This window comes from Pseudoalteromonas sp. G5_S1_14_S5, assembly GCF_054968605.1.
In genome coordinates, this window is sequence record NZ_JBQKUM010000069.1 from 1 (window position 1) to 25573 (window position 25573).

Genomic DNA, 25573 nt, shown 5'->3' on the forward strand with positions numbered 1-25573 from the left:
TATTGTTCAGATATTTTATGTCCAAAATCTCTACCAATGAGAGCATGAAATAACCCGTCAACCAAAGCTGAACATTCATCGAATCAATGGCTGTATAGTTCTCTTACTTCCATCTATGACGACTTTGCTTGGTAAACCATTTTATGAAGTAGCCTTATTCAGAAAAGCTCTAGCAGCCTCATCACGGTTAGGGCTAAGATAATAATCGATCACATTTCTAAATTTATCGACGGCTCGGCTATAGTAGATCCACTTACCCTTTACTTTGATGTAGGTTTCATCCATGCGCCACGATTCAGCCACCGGCTTCCTTCTCCGCCTTGCTCTATGCTCCAATACTGGCGTAAATTTGATAACCCAACGATTAATAGTTGCGTGATCCACAATGACTCCATGCTCTAACTGTATCTCTTCGATTTTACGATAACAGAGTTTACAGGCGAGATAATAACTTCAGAGGGAAAAATGACAACCTTTAAACATTAAGAACCAATATCATGAGTGGAGATAAAAAAAATCTTAGCTAAAAGGCTCAAAGTTTGCGACAGAACCAATTTTAGGCCGAAGAAATGCTTAGGCTTTAGGCAACCTGCCGTCATATTCAAAGAAATGTGTATAGTTGCTTAAATGGCGAACTTTCGCACTTCGGGCTTGTTCATCCGATCCAGTCATTACTCTACCCATAATATTTATTAGAATAGCTCTATCGAAACTCTCGCATTATGGTCGAGCTGTACTAACATATAGTGGTATACAAGTCTTATATGATGATTTGGCTAGATACTAAAAAATTATAAGAGATTAGATGTTACCCTATTAGGGAGAATGGGATATGAATCGTTTCTCAGGTATATTCGTTACTATTGTCCTATTTTTAACTGCTTGTGATAGTTCAAACATAGCTACAGTTGATGACATTTCTCCTGATGGCGCTCCTGATGTGATCGCAGAAAACACCATAAATGGTGTGGTCGTTGCTAATAAAGTTTCTGGAGCTTCAGTGGAGGTTTATGCCGTTGATGATAACGGAAACGTTGGGCAGCTTCTGAACTTCAGTGAGGTGCTTACTAACGACGATGGCTCTTACACGATTGAAATACCAGAATACAGCGGACAAGTTCTTGTTATTTCTAAAGGTGGCTCATACAAAGATGAGGCGACCGGCCTAGCTATTGATCTCGCTGACACGGAGCTTCGAGTAGTCACCGAAGTGACTGAAGTCACGGATGATTCGAGTGCAAAAGGAAATATTGCTGTTATCACGCCTCTTACGGAACTTTCCATTCAGTTAATGGATGGTGACTTGTCTTCGAGTAACGCGGAAAAAGTGAATACCGAAATCGCCCAGATCTTCTTTGGTACTGCAGACCCGGATTTGATCACCAAAACTTCTCCGATTGTCGAGCAAGATGACACCCCATCGGATAACATGCCAGCAGGCGATATCTCCGCAGTCGAACAAGTGAAAAGCGCGACACTTAACTACAACTTGATCTTGTCTGGTCTGTCTAGCTTGGCAAAAGGGAGTAACCCTGTTGAAGCGCTAGCAGAAATTAAAGAAGAAATTGTGGTTAACAATGGCGATTTAAGTAATGACTTTAAAGAAGACTTGATTGAAGGGGCAATGACTGTCCTCGACAGTCAAGGCATTGAAGTAGAACTTGAAAATAGCACCATTTTGAATGTCACCAAAGAGTTTAAAGAAGAGGTGAAAGCCAAAGTCGCTAGTGATTTCTATGCTAGAAAATTGCCGGAGCTGATTGAAGTGGAACCTGGCAACATTAATGCTTTCGATCTGCTCATTAGTGAGCAACTTCGTAACATATTCGATTTCAAATTTTTTATTGTCAACAACAACGGCTCTCAAAAGGATACTAACGCCGTACAAATTTCGACTAATGCACTGACAAACGCGGCCCTAATGGTTCAATTAACCGATAAAGAGACGGGGACGTCAAAAACCGAATATGTCAATTTCACCATTGTCGAAACCGTTAAAGCGTTTACTTACAGCATTGGTAATGTGAATAGTAATGGTCTTATTCCCCTGCAAATTAGCCAGACTTCAGGCGACGATGTTGAGACGGTGTTAAGCAACATGTCTAAACGTACCATTGAAGTTGTTGAGATTAACCAGCAGACCTTCTTGAGAGTGCTTCAAGATGGGATTGCGGTATTGGCTGTACGTTCGCTGGCAGATAGCGATGTGACATTCGCCAACTTCAGTTTCAACGTCATGGAAGATCGTAATGACATCCTAGATATCGAGTGGTCTTTTGATAGCGAACTCCTTATTTCTAATTACCGCAGCAACGACAACTTTTCTCTTTTCTATGAAATCAATGATGTGGAGTTTGGGGAATTGGATGTCGTGGATCGAGGGCCGCTGTCATTGGATGACACGTTATCTTTTTACTACGTCAATCGTGATGGCATTCGTCTAACGAATAAAGTGTCGTCTGATCTCTTTTCGATTGTTCAACGCACGTCTTTGAAAGACTTTAATCAACTTGAAAAACAGGCCTTGTCGGTGGCTAGCTTTGCGAGCGTTTTGGATTTGAATTTCCAAGAGAGCAACGTCGATTACTACGCTTCACTGCTTGATGATAGTGATGCGTTTGTTTCGTTTGCTGATTTGCAATCGTTTATTGATACGGCTGATCGAAGCATGAGTGCGTTTAAAGTGGTTCAACAAGCGTCTATTTCAGGAGACGATGCACTGATTGAGGCTGAGACGTTTAATAGCATCATCAACCTCACCTTTGATAGCAATGCATTGACTGATTACAAAAATGAAATTGTATTAACTGAGACGCTTGCCAGTATTGAATCACTGCAGACACTCATTATTTCAGTCAATAGTAGCTTGGATGCCATTGCTAAAGTGAAAGGCTATGCTCTTGGCAACATCAGCGAGATTGACGTTGCGGATTTTGACGCCATTTTGTATTTAACCCATTTTGATCCAGCATTGTTGACACATTATCAAACCGCGCTACAAATCAATGGTGATTTTGGTGACATCACGGCGCTAGACCGTTTACTGCTTAGAGTGAATCAAGAGCAAGCGTTGTTAGCAAGCGCCAATGGCATGATAGCCGCAGTCCCATTAATGTTATCAGATTGGTTTGACGGTCAACTGATCTCTACGTTTGTTAATGAGAACCTCGATGCGTACAACAGCGAAATCATCGAGCGCCAACCGCTAGAAAATTTTGCGGCCATTGTTGTGTTAGTGGATGAAGTCAATGACAGCGTTAGCGCACTTGATAAGATGAATCAAGCGGCCATCACAAGTGATGCAACCGATCTGACGTTAAATGATTTTGAAATCGTGCTGCATCTGGAAAACTTTGATGCAGAGAATTTTGCCGCTTATCTGCAAGCGATCGCGAGTCAAGAAGCCATTAAAGATGTAGCGGCGTTAAATCGTATCTTACTCAGCATCAACGATACCCAAGGGCTACTGGCTATCATCAATGAGATAGACGAGGATAGCCCACTCAGTTTGATGCAATGGCAAGCGAATGGGATGGTCGAAAGCGTTCGAGAAGGGGATTACTTAGACGCCTATAATCGCGAAGCCATGAAACGCAAACCACTGGGCAGTCTAGAGGAGATTCAACAATTAGTGAGTGATGTCAATCTCAGCGTCACGGCTTTTAACAACATTCAAAGTGCGGTAGGAGGCAATACGAGCGAGCTTGCGGCGACGGATTTCACTGATATTTTGCATCTCGAATATTTTGAACCCGGTTACGAAGCCGCTTATCGAGTGGCTATCAGCAATGCCTCGTCGATCGTCGATGTGAATGCCCTAAGCGCGTTACTGCTGGCGACCAATCAAGCGCAAAATATGCTGGCGTCGGTCAATGGTATGACAGAGCAAGCGCCGATGAGTCTCATCCAATGGCAAGCGGATGCGCAGCTTATCAACGTACAAACCACCGCTTCACATCTTGATGGATACAACAGTGAAGCGATGCTTCGTCAACCGTTTACTGATATCTCGGCTCTTCAAGCCATGATTGGAGAGGTCAACGCGAGCGTGGCGGCATTGGATAAAGTGCGCAATCTGGCCGGAGGGGATGCGAGTCCGTTGATAGAAGAAGATTTTGCAGCGATTTTGCATCTCAGTCATTTTGATGCCGCCAATCTTACCTCCTATAAAGAAGCTATCAGTGCAGAGAGCGCTTTAGCGGATTTGGCCACGTTAGAGGCGCTGCTGCGGTTAGTTAATCAGCAGCAAGCCTTACTGTCTGCTGTGAATGCTATTAAGGACAATGCACCATTAGAACTCTTGGATTGGCAAGCGGATATGCTGCTGAACGACGTCATAGACGAACCTAATTTGAGCCAATACAACAGCGAAGCGCAGCGTCGCCAACCCATCAATGATCTCTTTGAGCTTCAACGTCTTGTTAATGAAGTGAATGCCAGTGTTGTTGCTTTTGATAACATTCGAACGGCAGTAGGGGGCGATACTAGTGCGCTGACGGAGGCAGATTTTGATGCCACTTTGCATCTAGAGAATTACACCCGAGTGAATTTTGCTAACTATCTCAATGCGATTGAACAAGCAAGCCGTCTTGACGATCTCGCAGCGCTTAATACTGTTTTGGCACAGGTGAACTCAGAGCAAGATTTCTTAACGCTATTGAACAATATTACGCCACAGTCGCCGATTTCATTAATGCAGTGGCAAACGGATGGATTGCTCACCTCAACTCAAGCATTGGCTTACTTAGTGGGTTACAACGATGAGATCTTGAATCGTCAACCACTGTCATCAATTGAAGAAGCACAGACGCTCATTAATGACGTCAATGCGAATGTGGATGCGTTTGCCGCACTCAATAATGCGACGACCACAGGCAGTGCGGAGGCCGTCTCTATTGAGACCTTCAACGCCCTCTTAGGTTTAGAGCCAACATTAGTGGTGTCGGTCAATTTGGCGGCCTATCAAGATGCGTTAACGCAATCCACCCCAAGTGATGTGGATGAGTTAAGTGACATTAACGCATTCTTAACCAAGGTGAATGAAAGCGAAACGGCACTGGCTGAAGTCAATCTTCGTTTAAGCCAACATCGCGCCTTTGATCTTGATGGCGTTCTGTTATTGAAAATATTGGCATTAGAAGACAGTTACGACATTGCGTTTCAATCTGCTTATCAAATTTCGCTTGCTAACCTTCACCTAGACTCACTCCCTATTACTGCTCAGGCTCTCGCCGCGACCATACAAGAGACTAATACTCATCAAGCCGCTTTGGCGAATCTTCGTTTGGCGATCACCAATGTGGCGAACATTGGCGATGCGATTGCTCCAGTACACTCGTATTTAAATACGTTAATGACGCGCTCTGACATCGAATATCAAGGGGCGTTTAATCGTTTATTGATGGGGTTAAGCGAGCGAGGCTCGACATTCAATACCACGTATTTTGATTCCATTGATGGGCAATTAGTGGCAATCAATCCGGCGGATAATACCCCGTTCTATGTGGTTAAGGATGACATCAAACCAATCCCCGTGTCAGTGACCTACAGCATGGCATCGGGTCGCAATGTCTTTGTGATTAATGGCGAGGAGCGTCCGGTCTTAGCGTTAGATGCAGGTAATACCTATCACTTTGAACAATCGGATGCCAGTAATGCCAATCATCCAATTGCGTTTACCTCAACGGCGGGTGATTTTACGATGCAATCGACTGGCACGCCGGGTACACAAGGTGCTTTCACCGAAGTGACCATCGGCGCGGCAAATACCGATTTGAGTTACTTCTGCACTTTGCATGGTGCTGGAATGGGGAATTCGGTTGACTTAGGTGATCCAGCGCTGACGCTCGCGGTCACATCCGCATTGACCGAGCTTGGCGTCACTGCGGTGATTGATGCGCAGTCGGGCGTTACCGTGAATGGTCAACCGGTGGCCTTTACTCAACACCGTGATGGGGTAGCCTACGATTATCTATCCGACCGAGGCTTTGCAGAGCCGGCAAGCGAAACCAATCGCAGTATCGAGCTTCTTACGGCACAAAACCTGGATCATGTGATGCAGATGATGTCGGCCCATATCGGTGCCATCGATAACATCAATGTCGCGTTAGCCTCTGATGTTACCGAGATGACAGCAGAGGATCTAAACCGTTTAGTGACCATCAGCAATGTGCAGTCATCGTCATTGTCTGGTTACCAGCAAGCGATGCTTGATAACAACCTGGTCAGTATTAACGATGGGGCTGAGTTACAAAGCTTCATTAATCGTGTCAACGGTGACGATGCACTCATCGCCCTTGTGAACAATGCGATCATAAACAATACCCCATTAACGCAAGAAGCGTGGCAAACCGGTGCCATTTTGACGGGTGTCCGCGCGGGTGGTTATCTTGAGGCGTATCAGCACCACCTGACTAACCATCCAGCTTTCACCAGTGCCGTCGACATCCAAACCTTTATTAACGATGTGAACAACAGCGTCGATAGTCTGGGGATCATATCAGCGGCGGCAAACAGTGAAACCGCAGAGACGGTCACGCTCGCGGCATTACAAAATGTTATTGGATTAACCAACATTGAGGGCGACAACCTTAAGGCGTATCGTGGTGAAATTGTCAAACTCACCAGTGCGACACTGGGGGATATGACAGTGCTGCAAACCCTAGTTGATCGTACCAACGCCAGTGAGACGGCGTTGGAAGTGGTGATGGTGGCGGCGTTGACCAACAATGCAAGTGAAGTTAGGGAAGCGGTGTTAACCAACATCATTGATCTGATCTTTGATGTCACCAATCTGTCTTCATATCAATCCGCTATTACACAGGCCAGCGGCATCGTGAACGTGAGCGAATTGCAAACGCTGGTCAATGACGTAGATGCCAGTCTCATCGCCTTTGCCTTGGTGCAAAATGCAGCACTCAGCAACAACGCCAGCAACATCACAGTGAATGTACTGGCTGATATCATTGATTTGAATGTCGATGACACGCACATTCAAGGGTATCAAGCTCAGATTGCCGCCGCGGCGTCTATTGATACCATCGCAGCTCTGCAAGCGATCCTCACTGAAGTGGATGACAGTGAGTCTGCTTTTGAGCAGGTGCAAGCGGCCGCCAGCAGCGGTGATGCGACAGCCGTGACAGCCACGTTATTAGGTCGCATTCTTAACCTCACCAGCGACGCGTCACATATTGCTGAGTACAAAAGCCATATTGAAGAACAAAGCAGTATCGACAGCGTCGCCAATTTGCAACACGTCCTGACCGAGGTGGATGACAGTTTAGCCGCGTTTGAACTGGTGCAAACGGCCGCCTATTCCAATAATGCGGCTGCTGTCAGCGATGCGGTACTGAACGACATTCTGAATCTAACCCATGTGTCTGCCAATGCACTGTCGTATCAAACGGCGATTGCGGAAGAAAACAGTATTGCGGATGTGGCAGCGCTGCAAGCGATCATCGACCGTGTGGATGCGAGCCTATCGGCGTTTGCCGACGTTCAGCAAGCGGCAAGTGACAGTGATGCCGCGGATCTGAGCGTTGAGACGTTGAGCGCCATTCAAGGATTAACCAGTAATTCAGCGAATTTCTTCGATTATCAAACCGCCATCGCAGCAGAAAGCAGCATCGCCGATGTGACGGCCCTGCAAGCGTTGATCGACAACGTTGACGCGAGCCTGGCGGCATTAATGAACGTTCAAAATGCGGCCACGAGCAATGATGCCACCGGTGTGTCGCTGGAAACCTTAGGAGCTATTCGCGGCTTAGTCGTGAGTGGTGACAATGTCACAGATTACCAAAATGCCATCGCCGCTGAGTCTGACATCATTGATGTGACCGCCTTGCAAACACTCATCGACAGTGTCGATGCCAGTTTAGCGGCATTTGCGGATGTTCAAGCCGTAGCGGCCAACAGTGATGTGTCTTCATTGACGGTCGAAGCCCTCGATGCGATCCGTGGATTGAACATCAATAGCGCTCACTTTACCGATTACCAAGACGCGATTGCCGCGGAAGCGGAAATTATCGATGTTGCGGCCTTACAAGCGCTGATCGACAGCGTTGATACCAGTTTGGCGGCGTTTGAGGCGGTACAAAGCGCTATAGCCAGTAGCGATGCCAGCACATTAACTGACACCACGTTCAGTAATATCCGTAGTTTGACGTTCAATGTTAATAATTTCGGTAACTACCAAGATGCCATTGCGGCGGAATCACAAATCAATGATGTAGTTGCGTTGCAAGCGCTCATTGATAGCGTAGACGCGAGTATTGTGGCGTTTACGGCTGTGCAAACCGCCGCGACGAGCAGCGATGCCAGCACATTAACTGACACCACGCTCAGCAGTATTCGTGGTTTGACGTTCAGCGGCGAACACCTCACGGATTACCAAAGTGCGATAGCGGCTGAAGCGGAAATCACCGACGTCGCCGCGCTACAAGCTCTGATTGATAGCGTTGATGGGAGCCTTGCGGCGTTTGCCAGCGTACAAACCGCGGCAACCAGCAGTGACGCCAGCAGCATTAATGTCACGTTGCTGAGCCAGATTCGAGGCCTGACCCTGACAAGTGGTTATATCTTGGATTACCGCAGTGCGATTGAAAACGAAGCTGAGATGGCCGATGTGGCGGCGCTGCAAGCGCTCATCGACAGCGTCGATGCCAGTTTGGTGGCTTTTGCCAGTGTGCAACTGGCGGCAACCAGCAGTGACGCTAGCACATTAACCGATACAACGTTCAGCAATATTCGTGGTTTGACGTTTAACGATGCGCATTTGACCGATTACCAAAGCGTCATTGAAGCTGAAGCGGACATCGTGGATGTTGTCACGTTGCAAGCGCTTATCGACAATGTGGACGCCAGTATTGCGGCGTTTGCCAACGTGCAGTCTGCGGCCGCCAATAACGACGGCTCAGTGTTGTCTATCGAGGCATTGAATGCGATCCGCGACTTGACTGTAGAAAACGCCAATTTTACCAATTATCAAATCGCGATCGCTGTTGAAAGTAGCATTGCCAATGTGGCGGTACTACAAGCGCTGATCAATAGCGTCGATGCAAGCGTGGCCGCCTTTGCTGCGGTCCAAAGCGCGGTGTCTAGTAGCGATGCCAGTAACATTCAAGTTGATACGCTGGGTGATATTCGAGGCCTGAGCGTCATTGATGCGAACGTGGCAGATTACCAACAAGCGATTGAAAGCGAAACGGCGATTGTTGATGTGGCGGCGTTGCAAGCGCTGATTGACAGTGTCGACGCGAGCATTGTGGCGTTTACGGCTGTGCAAACCGCCGCGACGAGTAGCGATGCCAGTGCCGTCACCGACACCATGCTCAGCGCTATTCGTGGTCTCACGTTTAACAGCGCACACCTCACCGATTACCAAGGGGCAATAGCGGGCGAAGTCGAGATCACCGCTTTCGCCGCGCTGCAAACCTTGATTGACAGTGTGGACGCGAGTCTTGCGGCGTTTGCCAGCGTACAAACCGCGGCAACCGACAGCGACGCCAGTGGCATTAATGTTACCTTGCTGATTCAGATCAGAGGCTTGACCCTAACAAGTGGCCACATCTTGGATTACCGCAGCGCGATTGAAGAGGAAGCCGCGATTGCCGATGTGGCGGAGCTGCAGGCACTCATCGACAGCGTCGATGCCAGTATCAAGGCCTTCAGTGATGTGCAGCTTGCTGGGACTAACAATGATGCAACGAGCGTGACCATCGACACGCTGAATGCCATTCGCGGCTTAACCATCAATAGTGACAATGTCACCGACTACCAAGGCGCTATTGCGGCGGAAGTACAAATTGAGGACGTGGCGGCGTTGCAAGCGCTTATCGACAATGTGAACGCCAGTATTGCGGCGTTTGATGACGTGCAATCTGCCGCGACCAACAGTGATGCTCAAGCGATCAGCATCGAAACGTTAGAGGCGATCCGTGGTTTGACGTTTAACAGTGCCAATTTCACCGATTACCAAATAGCGATTGCCGGTGAAACCGACATTAGCGATGAAGCCGCGCTGCAAGCGTTACTTAATAGTGTTGATAGAAGCTTGGGTGCCTTTATCAACGTACAGATGGCCGCGACCAACAGCGATGCCAATGGTATCGAAGTCTCAACACTGGACGCTATTCTTGGTCTGACGTTTAACGATGTCAATTTGATCGAATATCGAGATGCGATTGCTGTCGAAGCCAACATTAACGATGTGGCGGCGCTGCAAGCTTTGATTGACAGCGTTGATGCGAGCTTAGCGGCTTTCGACGATGTTCAAACTGCAGCGGTTGATAGCGACGCTGAACCGCTAAGTTTAGAAACACTTTCAGACATTCGTAATTTGGACATCATTGATGACAATTTCAACGAGTACCAATCTGCGATTGCCGATCAAACCTCAATTGATAGTGTTGAATCATTACAAGCGTTAATCCATCAAGTCGATGAAAGTGTCCAAGCCTTAGCGGACATCAATACGCATTTAAATGGACAAGCCTTTGATAGTGTCTCGGTCGGCCTACTCGAAAAAGTCTTGGCCCTTAATGATTCGATTGTCCAAGCCAATGAAGTGCATTATCAGATAGCGTTAGCTGGGCAGCTTAATTTGCCGCTATCAAGCGAGGCATTGCTCAGTGCCATTCAAGACGTCAACACCACCCAATTACGATTGAATGCAACGGTCAATGATTACCAACAATCTGTTGCGCTACAAATGTCTCTGGAAGCCTTTTCTCGTTACAGCGCTGAAGTGACCGGACTGCGAAATGACATCATTCGTTTAGGTTTCAGTCGGATGCTAGAAGGGGTTACAGAGCGCGAATATAACCTGCCGGGTGAGTACCTCTATAGCGATGAAAATCAGTTAAAACTCTTTAATACCAGCGATGGTTCGACGTTATTCTTAACCCCTGAAGCGATCAAGGTCCATCAGATCGAAGTGGTGTTTGATGGCAATTCTGGTTCGAATGTCTTTGTTGTCGATGGTGATATTAAGCCTGAATTAACATTAGCACCGGATGTGACTTACTACTTTGACCAATCTGACAGCAGTAATGCCAATCATCCGATTGCGTTCACATCTGACAACAATCAATTCTCCGTCAGCAGTGTCGGCGTTCCGGGGCAAAGTGGTGCGTATACCACATTGACGTTGGCTAATGCCGATAATGCCAACTTCAGCTATTACTGTGAGCTTCATGGCGCAGGGATGGGGAATGCGATCACCTCTTTAGCGGAGCCGGTGGCGTACAACACCAGCTCTCCGATTTATACCGACATTGGTGTACTCGCCTCAGTCGATAAAGACGCCAATACCTTGAAGGTCAACAACAGAGAGGTCAACGTCACCCGTGTTTATTTGCCCGAGGCGACGTACCTTGATTTTAAAGGCTTTGATTTTAATTCCGACAGCAGTGGCGTTGCGCTCAAAGACATCAGTGTCCTAACGCTAGCAAGCCTTGATCAAATCAATGCGATCTTAGTTGAACAGAATTTGGTCGCAAGTTTTATCGATAACGCATTGTCAACAGACCCCAATCTTATTACCTATGAGCACCTTGCCTCACTGGTGACACTATTTAATGTCCAGCAAGCGCTGTTGCCGAATTACATCGCCAGTTTCATCGACAACGGTAAAACTAGCCTAATTTATGGGTTTGGATTACAAGAGTTCATTAATGCCACGAATGGTGATGACACCTTAATTTCTATCGTCAACGATGCCATTACAAACGCCACCACTCTCAGTCAAGAGGATTGGGTGACCGGCGGTTTATTAGCCGATATAGAAATAAGCTATCTCCCTGAGTACCAATCGCGCCTGGTTGGGCGAAATGATTTTAGAAGTGTGAGTGGGATACAAGATTACATTGATGACATCAACACCAGTAATGCGAACCTCACGCTGATCCAAAATGCCGCGCAGGCCAATGACGGCACGACCGTTAAGATTGCCACGCTCGATACGATACTTGATCTGACGGCTGTCATCGCCGCTAATCTGACTCAATATCAATCGGAGATTGGCAATGCAAGCACCGTTGCAACGGTGAATGATTTGCAGCTCATTATTGACCGTGTCAACAGCAGTGTTGAAGCGTTCACGATTGTCCAAACGGCAGCATCCACGAGTGATGCGACGGCGGTGTCGACGGTTGTGCTCAATGACATTATTGGTTTAACCTTTGCGAGCGCCAACCTTAGTCAATATCAAGAGGCAATTACGGCGCAAACTGAAATTGCGGGCACGAGTGCCTTACAAGCGTTGATTACCAACGTTAACAATACCGTTGACGCCTTTAGCGCAGTACAAGCGGCGGCAACCAATGATGATGCTGATGATTTATCGCCCACCACGTTTAATAACATCGATGGTCTTGTTTATACCGAGGCGAACTTTACGGATTACCAAGAGGCGATAGTCGCAGAAAGCAGCATTGCCGATGTGGCGGCACTTCAAGCGATTATCGACAGCGTCGATGCGAGTGTATTGGCCTTTGCGAGCGTACAACAAGCCGCAAATAGTGGTGATGCCAGCAACATCACGGCGAGTGTGCTCGACCCAATCCGCGGTTTGACCTTCTCAAGTGGCAACATGCTCAGCTACCGCGATGCGATTGAAGATGAGAGCGCGATAGTTGATGTGGCGGCGTTGCAAGCGTTGATAAACAGTGTTGATAGTAGCGTCATTGCCTTAGCTACAGTTCAGTTGGCAGCGAGCAACAGTGATGCCAGCAGTATTACGATTGACGTATTGGACAACATCATTGGATTGACCTTGATTGCTGCCAATATCAGTGACTACCAAGTGGCGATAGTGGCTGAAGCGAGCATTGTGGATCTGGCGGCATTGCAATTATTGGTCAGCAATGTTGACAATACCGTAGGTGCCTTTGCAGCTGTGCAAGAGGCGGCGACTAGCAGTGATGGTAGTGGCTTGACTCTGACCATATTGAGCAACATAGAAGGGCTGACGTACACCGATGCTAACTTGGCCGATTACCAAGCGGCAATTGTAGCTGAAAGTGAGATTACCGATGTCGGAGAATTACAAGTCTTAATAAATAATGTTGATGCGAGCGTAACGGCTTTCTCAATTGTCCAAGCTGTAGTCACCAACAGTGATGGTAGTGGAATTACAACGGACGTACTAAGTGACATTTTAAGCTTGACGTTCGACGCGGCTAATATCAATGACTATCAAATTGCTATTGCTGACTCGACCGAGATTATTGATATAGCGGCGCTGCAAGTGCTCATTGATAGTATTGATGCAAGTCTTGTTGCATTCGAAGTTGTTCAGGCTGCGGTGATTAACAACGATGCCAGTGCTGTGACGATAGTGATATTAAGTGACATCATAGGTCTGATATTTGCTGAAAATAATATCAACTTCTATCAGACAGCGATTGCAGATCAGGCTTCTATTATTGATATCGCTGCACTGCAAGTGGTGATTGATGAAGTTGATACGCAGCAAGATTCTATTTCAATGGAAGGCTCGGTAGTTGCTAATGATATTACAGGCGCGATGGTTGAATTTTTTAGCATCAATGATGATGGCTCAATTATTGAGAAATTAAATGTAGGAGATGCTGATGTTATTACCGATGTTAACGGTAACTATGCTGCACAGATAAAACCAACAGATTCTCGTGTATTGGTGGTGGCGAAAAACGGTAATTATCTCGATGAATCTACCGGTTTGAATGTCGACATGACGAATCAGTCGTTACGTGCCGTTATGGAACAAGCGTCGAATAGCGATACGTTAGTGATCACGCCATTGTCTGAAGCCGTTGCGCAGTTAGCGGAAGGAGATTTCTCTAAAGCGAAAATCGCCATGTTGCGTCAACAAGTCGCGCAAGAGTTTTTAGGCACAAACGACCCCAACCTGATGGATAAGCTGCGCCCAGTGGATTTATCCAGCTCAGAAAAAGCCGAACAATATATTGCCGAGTATGGTTTAGAAGCGTTCGGAAAAGCTCGAAATATGCGCGAAGTATTGGCAGGGCTTTCGATTGAAGCTGGCGGCAGAAAGCCAAACCAAGCGATTACTGACTTAGTGAATACACTTAAAGTGGATGGACAATTATCACAAGCGCTGAAAGAGCGGATGTATCGCGATACGCGTCGTTTAATGAAACGCCTCGATAAAAGTGGTCGTCAAGCGAGTATTACCAGTAAATTGTTTAATTTAACTTCAACTAAAGTGGCGGAACTTGAACAAGAAATAGATGACGATGACTTTATACAAGGTATTCCTGAACAAATTCAGGTTGGTTTAGGAACGAGTAACTTATTGGCACAGATTGATAACCAATATTTAGAGCGTTTCAATGTTACATTCGTTTTGATTTCAGATGGTGTTCGTTCTCAAGTTGATGATCCGACCACATTTACTGTACCAACGAATATTTCTGAATATGTGCTCGAAACCCGTTATGTCGACAAAACACGACCTTCGATTCGCTTTGTTGAGCACTCCAAACTGACCAATGTTCAAAACAGTGTTAATTACCAACTCTCAATTAGCGACTTACAAACTAATGGTCGACATACGCTATCACTAGGAAATAACGGTGGTGAATCGGCGAACATCCAAGTGTTAAACCTTTCCCCTAAAGTGGTGCAAACGGGAGAGTTTAATTATTTAACCCCAGCTCAGTTGAGTGAAATGACGGTGCTGCGTGATGGTACTGCGACCTTTAGATTGGTTGATATTGCTAAACACTATGATGAGCTGGTGACATTTAAGGTGCTGACACCACGCAGCGTACCCAATATCCCTTGGGTATTGAATACCAATGGTGATCTTCAAGCCAGTAGTGTTTCGACGGATAGCGGTAATGTAAACGTTTTTTATCAGGGGGACGATTTCACATTAACATTAATGTCGGTGTTAACAGTCGATAGAAATGCTAATGAGAGTGTCAATTGGTCCGTGGTTAAAGATGGCGTGAGGTTCTCGAACATTCAAATGGCGTCCATTGAGTCAATAGTGAATCCATTAGCGTTAGCTAATCTTGCATCACGTGTTGCCAATAGTGCGATTAACGATTCTGACTTGTTTGCGGAGTTTATCGGGTTAACCGATGTTTCAAGCGATGTAGCTATTCTTAGCCAGTATCGCAGTGCGTTGAGCAATACTACCGCCTCAACCATCGCGCAATTGAATGCGTTAATCGCTGAAGTGAACAGCAGCCAATCTAGCACCGATACCCAGTTCGTTGAGCTACAAAATACTGCGACCGATGAGGTGACCCTAGCGCAGCTTGAGGCGTTGTTCCCTAATCAATATTTGCCTGAAAGTTTGCTAAGTTATTATCAAGCGACACTGGCAACAAATAGCTGGTCGACAGTTGAAGACGTTGAAGCGCTTATCGTATTAGTCAATACCCAAAACGCACTCGATGAAGATAATGACGGGGTACTCGGGATCAATGACTCGGATGATAACAATCCATATACCGATAACGATGGTGATGGCATGCCAGATCGCATCGAAGTGGATTATGGTCTTGATCCTAACGATCCAACGGATGCTGATTTATCGATTGATAACAACAGTGACGGCATCCCTGATGTGTTAGCTAGCATTCAAGCGAGTCTACCGACACCTAATCAACTTAATACCACTAAGTGGATAGAAAATCATGCGCAATTAAGCATTTTACCAGAGTTGGTTGTGACTGATTTGATCACACAGCCGTTTGAGAAAACGCTCGATTTAAGTAACTTGAGTGGTGAAGTGTCTTATGAATTTATTGTTCAGTTTACTAAAAACACCTCAAATATCGGCGGTTTATTGGGTAATAGAAACAATGCTGAAGGGCTTAACACCCATTGGCAAATCCGTTTCGAGCAAAAGGCTAATAATATGGGGGCTACTCTATATGGCACATCTGATTATGTATTCTTCCCCGTTAATGGCCAATCCATAGCCAGTCCTTATGGTGCCCTAGCGCATGTGGTGATTGTCGGTCGTGGCGGTCAAACGGAGATGTGGATTAATGGTGTTCATGTGGGGAGTATCCTGCAAAACGCTATTTTGATTAATCATCCTCAAACACCTTTGGGTATTCACAGCGGTTCATTGCAAACTGGTGATGGTATCTATGCATTCGCTGCCCATAATCAAGCTCTCAGCCAAGATGAGATCCTATCTTCTTATATTGATACGCTCGGTATTTATTTCGATACTGATAACGATGGTATATATAACAGAGTCGATCTTGATGATGACAACGATGGGTTCAATGACTGGGTTGACCGCTATCCGTTAGACAATACGGAATGGGAGGATATTGATGGTGATGGCATCGCGGACAATTCAGATTTCAGTCTCATCGATGGCCCAACAGGGGATGCTGATGGTGATGGTGTGCCAAATCAAGATGACTTAGATAGCATTTCAGTGGAAGTTTACGACGCAGGTAAAGTGTTGTTGACCGCAAAGACCGAAGCGGGTGTGGACACATGGCGTTTCCGTATTAATGAAGGCGAATGGCAAGTTGCCCAAACCAATCCAATAATTCTTGAACTTGCCAATGGCGAAGCGCGTTTTGATCTTGAAGTTCTAGACGGTATCGATGGTGAGGTGATTGGTGGTGCCATTTTGTTTGAAACTATTTCAACGGTACCGCGTATTACCAGGGGTTGGGAAAGTACGATACCGTCACTTCAAACTGATCATGCCAATGCCTTATCTGCATTAGAAAACCAAGACGAAACCCTTGCTACTGAACAAGAATTGATAAACGTGATCAATGCTTCAATCGATCTCACATCGAGTTTGCAAAGTTCGATTAAACAGTACTTCTGGGAGGGTGTCGGCAGTGTTAATTGGTCAACAGGGATAAGTGCTAGCACCTTCTCATCTGGGCTTGGCTCATCGCTTGAATTATTGCCTTCGACCAGCGCGGATGATGGTGCAGGCAAAAACATGTTATTGGTGGCACAGCAGGGGAGTTGGCGTTATGCCGTGCCTGCCAATTCGATGTTTATAGGGGCAATGAATGATTCAGGCATGAACGCCTTGACGCATAATGTGCTTGATTGGGTGGTGGGCGATGAATCTGCAGATAAGCAGATTAAGATTGTAGTCGCCAATATGCCAAATAATGGCTATTCAGCACACTGGGATAATCTGATTGCATGGCTTGAGCGAGAGTATGTAGGGCGATATACGATCAATGGTTGTAGCGGCCCTGCCTTGCTGGGTTGTTTACAAGCCGATTCGCCTGATCTGGTGATTGTCGGTGATGAAAATTCCGACCTGTATTCTGCTGCAGACATGAGTGATGCCTTCAATTACCTCAAAGATAATGCGATCCCTACCATTCTCGAGCATCAAGATCGCTATGAGCACTTTGGTGCATCCCGTTTCACTTTGGAACTGCGCAACTTAATGAAAGTTACCACAACTAGTATTGGGCAAAATACTGTGGCTTCTAATGTTACCTTGGCGAGTTCACAAGGTGCTAATCCGTTGATGAATACCAAAGACCTTTTTGAACGTTTGCAAACCGGAAATTGGAATTATGCGGCAGCGAAAAATTGTGGTAGTGGGGGCGGGAAGGGAACGTTGTTAAATTGTACGACATCCGCATTGAACGCTGATTTATTTGATGATATCAACGTACTGAGTGAGATGTTAAGGGGGTATGATTCCACAAAAACTAACCCTTTTAATGTCATTGATCCTTTGACTCAATCTTTGCTGTTATTAGCACAAAAATACCGCCTTGAAATTGATTATCCGATTGAAATCAATGCCGATACCGCAAAAGAATACATCAATGCGCTCTTTGCTGAATTGATGGTCTCTCACTCGTGGGCTGAACAAAAGGCGCAACCTGATTTAGGTCGTTATTTCGGTCAAGCGAACGAGACCATCATTAAAGGAGAAAACTTTCATTACAATTACCCTGAAACGGTGGTGAATCAGCAGCGTACTTTGGGTATTGACAGTAAAAATTGGTCGTTAGGCTTTGATTCAGACTACGGCTATTACGCTGGCCAGCGACAATGGACAATGACAGGCTGGTATGCTCTGCCTGGTGTGCCTGTCACTATCACTCGTAACGACATGGTGGAGTCGACAGTCAGCAACGTTTCTATTCGTTTGCATTATGCTCGTAGGGGGACGCACCGTATCCTTGATGAGCATTGGTCGCCGATCATTGAGCAGAAAGAAATTTTCGACCTTGCTAATAACGAATCTGTTACTTTTGTCACACCATATGGAGCGCCGATTTACTTGGCGATTGATGGCGGCAATATTAATCGCTATAGCCAATTTACCGTCACAGGTGCAGCCAATCACCCAGCGATCTTTGACGCCAGCGATCTTGGCCAGCGTGAAGCTTTTTTTGATATGCTCGATACCGTCGAGATCCCACACTTGGATATTAAATACGGCCGTCATGAAGCGCATTCGACGCTGAGTGACTATCTCGATGGTGTGAATCTATATGGTGGTGATCGTGAGAAGCACTTAGAAAGCTGGTACAAAGATCATATCTTTGTTTACTGGATGAATGGTTGGGCTGTGGAACAGTCAGAAACCATGGAAGAGGTCTTATCGCCAGATGTGATGCAAGCATGTATCAATTTAGTGGATGAAGCTTCATGTAAAGATACGACCATGCATGGCCATCAATTTGTTCAGCATTATAATTATGATTACTATCCAGCGAACTATACGGCATCAGGCGTATCAGGTAATCCGTCAGATCAGGGGACTTCTCTAAGTGTTATTTTTGGCAATGCGTCTGACAATCATGAGTTAGGACATCAGCAACAGCGTAAACGTCTTGAAACCTTTGGTACAGATGATCGCAATAATTGGTCGACTTATTATTGGATGAGTACCGAAACCCAAATAGACCTTTATCGCGACATTGCAGTAGAGAACTATTATAAGAGAAATCAGGAGATCGATCGCATTACCATGTGGAAGATGACAGGGTCACTTGAAGCCTCGTCTCGGCTCATCTCAGTGCTTGCAGACATGCGTAACGGATCTAACCAAAGGGTGTCACTGCGTCAAAACACTGATGGTTCATGTGAAGTGCACATTACTGACAACGGCGAAGATTCACTGAACTTTACCGAGCAGCGAGGCATGTATGGACGTGCCGTGTCAGAATCCTTCTTCAAGCAAATTGTCTATCAAGGTCGTGGTATGCGTTTACGTGATGGTACGGTGCTGCGTGACCAGCATGGCCTTCATACGATGCTGCGCATTTGGGATCGTCAATTCATGTTGGCAATGAACGGCGTATGGCAATATACCGATGAAGAAAATGAGGTGCGTTGGGCTGGACTTAGAGATGATCTCGGTTTCAGTTTGTTCCCATTCAGAGGGTCGAATGCGTATAACACCGACTACGGCAATGATCGTGACATACGTCGGATTCCTGGCAACGATTTTATGCTAGTAGCGCTTAGTTATATCACTGGATTGGACTGGGTGCCTTATTTCAAAATGTATGACATGCCTGTGTCGGATTTAGCGATGGCGCAATCTGCCGTTAATGGCATTCATGGCGTAAAAGAAACGGGGATTTATGCACATGAGGGGCTTTCAATACCATGGGATGGCATAGGTGGCATTCCATGGATGCACATCGATATTGATAACCCAAGTGCACGTTATCCGTTCGGCGATAGTTCACCTGTTGATTGTGATGGTGCTGGTGTTTCGGTACCCAACCCACCTGTAGAGGTTGACTTTACTCGCAATGCAGACGGCACCATTGATTTGGCAATGAGTACAGTTCAGGGCGCAGCGCTTGCCGTGAACAACAATACACCAACGATTATTAACTATGATAGCGCTAACCAGCGTGTGACTGTGTTGCAAGACGGTGTGGCTGAATTGCACATCACTGGCGGTGCGACCAATAGAATCTTCAAGTTCCAAGTGGTTGCGAATGAAATTCAAGATTTAGGTCTTGTATTCTCGGAAGAGAATGCGCGTGGAACCATTGCACTAACTCAAGGCAGCACCGATAACTTGTATTACAGCATGTATGGTAAAGAATATCGAGTGACCGATTATCTCGAATTCACGCCAAATCTATTAGGCGACCCGATCACTTTCTTCTACCGTACACCGAAAGGTTTGGTGTACTCCATCGAACAAGACTACGACCTATCGAGTTTTTATGTTGAAGCCGATTCTGATGGTGATGGATTACCCGATCGCTATGAATTAGTGCGTGGACAACACCCTTACTCCCCAGATGATGGTGATTTAGACACGGACAGCGATGGCTTGACCGATGCGTATGAACTTGCGTGGAACCTTAATCCTGAAAGTGACGCGGATGGTGCGGATGCCGATTCTGATAACGACGGTATCAGCAATTTTGAGGAATCTTTAGCAGGATCTGACCCACTTGACAGTAGCTCTTATGACCGTGACCGCGATGGTGTCTTTGGTTCAGATGATGTCGATGATAATAACCCTTACAGTGATACTGATGGTGATTTAATTGCCGACATCATTGAAACCAATGCAGGTTTTGACCCACTTAATTCGTTAGATATTGATTACTCTATTGATGAAAACAATGACGGCACAGCTGACATTTGGGCGCAGTTACAGGCAACCTTGCCAGATCAAGGCGAAATAGGTGTGACGGCTTGGATACAGCATATAAGCGGCTTAACTGTACCTGCTGAAGTTGTGGTGACCGATTTTGTAAATGAAGCGAATCAAATGTCTTTGGATTTGAGTGCGCTCAGCGGTGATGTGTCCTATGAGTTCTTATTAGATTTACCTGTGGATCGTTCATGGAAAGTGGTGTTATTGGGCGGCAGAGATAATAGTATTGGGCTCAATACCGTTTGGACCTTAAGCTTTGAACAAAGAAATGCCACCCTAGGTTTAACTAAATTTGGTGCAGGAGATTACACCTTCACCGCCATCGAGGGTCAGTCTGTTGATAGTCCTTATGGCGATCCTGTGCATGTCGTTTATATAGCGCGAAATGGCAGCAGTGAGATTTGGGTCAATGGCGTACAAGTGGGCAGTTTTACCGATGCGTTATTGATTAATGATCCACAAACGCCGTTAGGTATCAATGAAGGCATTGTAAATGCAGGAGAGGGCATTTATGCCTTTGCTGCACATAACCGTGCGCTAACCGCCTCAGAAGTAGAGGCTGCTTACCGCAGAGGCACCAGCATTTATGAAGATACCGATGGTGATGGTATTTATAACGTGCTGGATCTCGACGATGACAATGACAGCTATTTTGATGACGGTACGTTAGACGAGCAGGGTATCGGCCTTGGCGTGGCGATTGGTGGTATTAGCGGTGATATTAATGTACTGATTGCCAGCAACACTCCGGTGAGCTACGACCTGTTATCAAGTTCATCCATCCTGATTGATGTCCGTAATGAGTCATATATCACTCAGTACAACAGCGAGTTCACCAAAGCTGGAATCATTAAAGGCAATATTCACTTGCAACAAATCATTAATGCAGTGAATGCCAGCATTGACATGGTCACTGCCATTGGTGTGGCGGCAGATAATAATTATGCGCAAAACATCAGCTTCGAAGATCTTTCTGCGGTGATTGATTTAGCCAATTTGAATGAAGATAATCTTGGTTATTATCAATCCCTGATTGCCATGAACGTCTCAACTACCTTGGCGTCGGTTTCAGATCTACAAAACTTGGTGAACAATGCCAATGCAAGCCAAACGCAAATTGACGCTTTGGTGCTAATGGCAGAAACTCAAAATGCATTAAACCTCACCTTGGCTACGTTACAAGGGGTATTTGGGTTAAGCATCACGGATGCGAACTTAGAAACTTATCGCATGTTCATCAGTACCTCCGATGCAACTGAAGTAGGCAATCTCACCAGCTTACAAGCCATGATCACCGAAGCGGATGCTTATGTGATTGATCCAACTGTTGGTATCACAGGGCATGTGGCTCTCAACAATATTTCTGGTGCATCGGTTCAGGTGTTTGACTTGAATAACGGCGCGAAAGGGGCGGATATTACTCGCGGCACGGTAAGCCTTGATGCAAACGGTAATTTTAGTTTGGTCATGTCTGCGACTTCAAATCCAGTCTTAATTGAAGTGACTGGCGGTACATATCAAGACGATACCACCGGTTTGTCGCGCACGAATACGCTGCTTCGTGCTGTGCTACCTAAAGTAAAACGTCGTGATCACGTGATTGTGTCGCCAGTGACGGACATTGCCGCCCATATGGTGCAAACCGATTACAGCTTGTCGGCCATTAATAGCGCTAACACTGCCTTAGCACAATGGATGTTGGACTCGACCGATGCTAACGCCATTTTCACTGTCATGCCTTCAGAGTTGGATTCAACAGAAACAGGCGCAGAAGAAGCTTATCGCACGGCGTTAACAGGGCTTTCCGTAGTTGGCAGCGGGCAATCAATTTCTGTTGTGAATTCAGCCATTGCACTTGATGCGGCAGATGGTTCGCTCGAACCTGCTACTGCCAAGATGATGTACTTCAATACTCAACGTTGGCTACGTCGTCATGGCCTGACGGATCTCGCCTTGAACGTTCCAAGCTTTGGGCTAGACGCTGCAGCGCAGCTGGCGGTAGATACCTTGCTGGCGAACAATCCTACCTTGGGTTACTTCCCTGAAAGAGTGCAAACCAACACAGGCACGCTTGATCTCACTGCATTACTGGGTGCGGATTTACCTGCTTCCTTAACGGCAAGTTTCAGTGTGCTTAATGGCGATAGCTTGGTTGATTTGACGAATGGGCAGCTTGATACCGGTTTGTATGGCAATGAAGTCCTTGTAGAAGTGACCTTTGATGTAGAAGGCGTTGAATATTCGGAAAATATTGTGCTTCTTCCGGAAACATCACCCGTCGTTGTCACCGCTACGCTGGGTGATATCACGGGTGGTGTCAATACGCTAACAACATCTAATTCCTTAAATGCGCTTGTCTCCGTCACCAACTTCAACCCGAATGTAATCAGCCTTGAGAATGACGAAATCACCGTGCTGGAAAGCGGCGTCGCGCGTTTACTTATCGCCCATGAAGATAATGATTGGGAAAAAGTCGTGCGTTTCAACGTGCGTGATGAATCAGAAATAGATGGCATTACGTGGGGCTTGAATAGCAGCGGCGAATTAGTGGTGATGGCGCTTGATGGCGATGCCGAAAGTATGGTGATGACCTTCCAAGGCAACAGCACGCGCTTGTCTGACTTCACTTCGTTAGCATTTGATCGCTTGCTCAACGAAACCTTCACATTGCAGGTGGAAAAAGATGGCGTGGTCTTCTCCGAGCCGCAAACTCTGTCTATTGCAGAAATCAACAACGAAATTGCGATTGCGAATTTAGCGAATCGCGTAGCGGATCTGACCATTGATCACGCGGATGTGTTTGCGGAATTCATGTATTTAGCGGGTGTCAGAACGGACGCAACATCTATGGCTAAATACCGTGAAACCCTAGCAGGGCAATCCATTAACACCCTTGATGAGTTGAATAGCTTAATCAGCGTTACCAACGAATTCTTGGATGTGTTTGTTCAACTTAAATCCAATATTGCGTCAAACATTACCTTGGAAGCCTTAGCAACCGCTTCGCCTGATTCGCAGCTTTATGATTTTGCCTTGGCACAATATCAAACCGCATTACCGAAAACGAACTGGCAAACTCAAGCGGATTTGGCCTTGGTCATCGAATATGTAAACCGTAATCTTGATTTTCCAGCGAATGGAACCTTAAACCTTGCTGCTTGGATGGAACAAGCCACATCAGGGGTTGAGGCGGTGACGTCTCACGATACTGAACTGCGTGGCACCGCGAGTACAACGGTTGATCTCAGTGCGTTGTCAGGCGACGTCAGCTATGAATTCTTGCTGCATTATCCGGCGGATAACTTCCTTTCAGGCGGTATGTTGGAAGAAAGCGGTAATGGTGCATTACGTTTCGAAGTATGGCGGGATACCAATACCTATGGTTATACTAAATTTGGTGTTGGTGACTATAAATTTAACGCTACCAATGGTGGTTCGGTAGTTTCCATCTTTGGACGCGTCGTACACGTGGTTTACACCATTTCCGGTAGTACCGCTAACTTGTATATTGACGGGGTGCATGTGGGTACTGGCGGAAATGCTTTCCTTATCAATAGCGCTTCAAGCACCTTGGGTAATAATGACAGTGGCTCCTTCTCAAACAACGATGTGATTCATGCATTTGCGGCTTACAACGAAGTATTAGCGATAGAAGAAATTGCATCACATTATCAGGTCGCCCTGTCTGTTTACCCAGATTCTGATGGCGACGATTTGCTGGATTACATCGAATTGGCGTTAGGGCTTGATCCAACAGATGTCAACGATGGAGCCACCGCAGACAGTGATACCGATGGTTTCACTAACTTGCAGGAATTCCAATCAGGCACTGACCCATTAAATGGTGCTGATTATGATGCAGATGGTGATGGCGTGTCTGTGCTGCATGATCCTGATGATAACGATCCGCTGACTGATACGGATGGTGATGGATTGCAAGACAGCATTGAATTCGCTATCGGGTTTAATCCACTTAATCCAAATGATATTGATTTTACCATTGATGATAACAACGATGGTAAAGCTGATATCTGGACGCTGATTCAATCAAACACGGATGCACTCAACGGTGAATTTACCGATACTGATGGGGATGGTCTCTATGATTTCTTTGATCCAGATGACAACAACGATGGGGTACTGGATAACGGTGAGCCCGATGTAACTGGCTATGGTTCGGGCGCGGTAACCGCGAATTTGGTGGTTGAACTGAATCAAATGCTGGCAGCGAATACGACGATAACGGCAAGTTACTTAACGGGTAGTGGTCAATTAGCAAACATCGAAACGGCAAACGAAGCGCAATACAGCCAAGCCTTTGTTACCCAAGGTGCATTCTCGTCGGTAGCGCAGATCCAAGTGGTGATTGATACGGTTAATGGCCTTGCAATGATTGCTGCAGCGAATCAAGCAGGTGACGCGAGCACTATTAGCTTTGGTGACTTACAAGCTATACCAAACTTAAACAACCTTGATGCGGCGGCGCTGGTGCAATATCAAACCGATATTGTGAATGCGCAAGCGTCAGAATTAGCGACCTTGGCACAAATGCAAACCTTGGCTGACAATGCCAATGCCAACCAAATCAGAGTCTACAGTATTGCAGATTATGCAGGTACAGATGCGGCAGCCCTTACCGATGGCATGTTAGCGGCTATCACAGGTTTGAGCTTTGATAGCAATAACCTCACTTATTATCGTGAATTCATTCAAGACAGCCTTGAATCAGAACTCAATGACATCGTTAAACTTCAATCTGTGATTGATCAGGCGGATGCTTATGCCCTCGATCCACAATGGAGTATTTCAGGGCAAGCGGTGGCGAATAACATCAGTGGTGCCAGCGTACGTGTGTATGCGATTGAATCTGGCGCAAAAGGCACTGATTTAACTAAAACGGCAGGCACTACCGATGCCAACGGTGCCTTCGATATGGCGATTGTGCCGACTTCGCTTCCGGTA

The 25573-nt window shown here is 46.2% G+C and carries 1 protein-coding gene and 1 pseudogene; one reads left to right on the forward strand and one right to left on the reverse strand.

Features of this window, described 5'->3' with window-relative positions; all coding sequences use genetic code 11:
- A pseudogene (locus ACTRWI_RS17730) lies at positions 1-450 on the reverse strand (IS6 family transposase); the annotation flags it as partial.
- 382 nt (positions 451-832) lie between these two features.
- On the opposite strand from ACTRWI_RS17730, the gene ACTRWI_RS17735 reads away from it, so the two are divergent.
- Positions 833-25573, forward strand: a 24741-nt coding sequence (locus ACTRWI_RS17735) for an ImpA family metalloprotease (RefSeq protein WP_499133121.1), incomplete at its 3' end; no start/stop codon positions are given.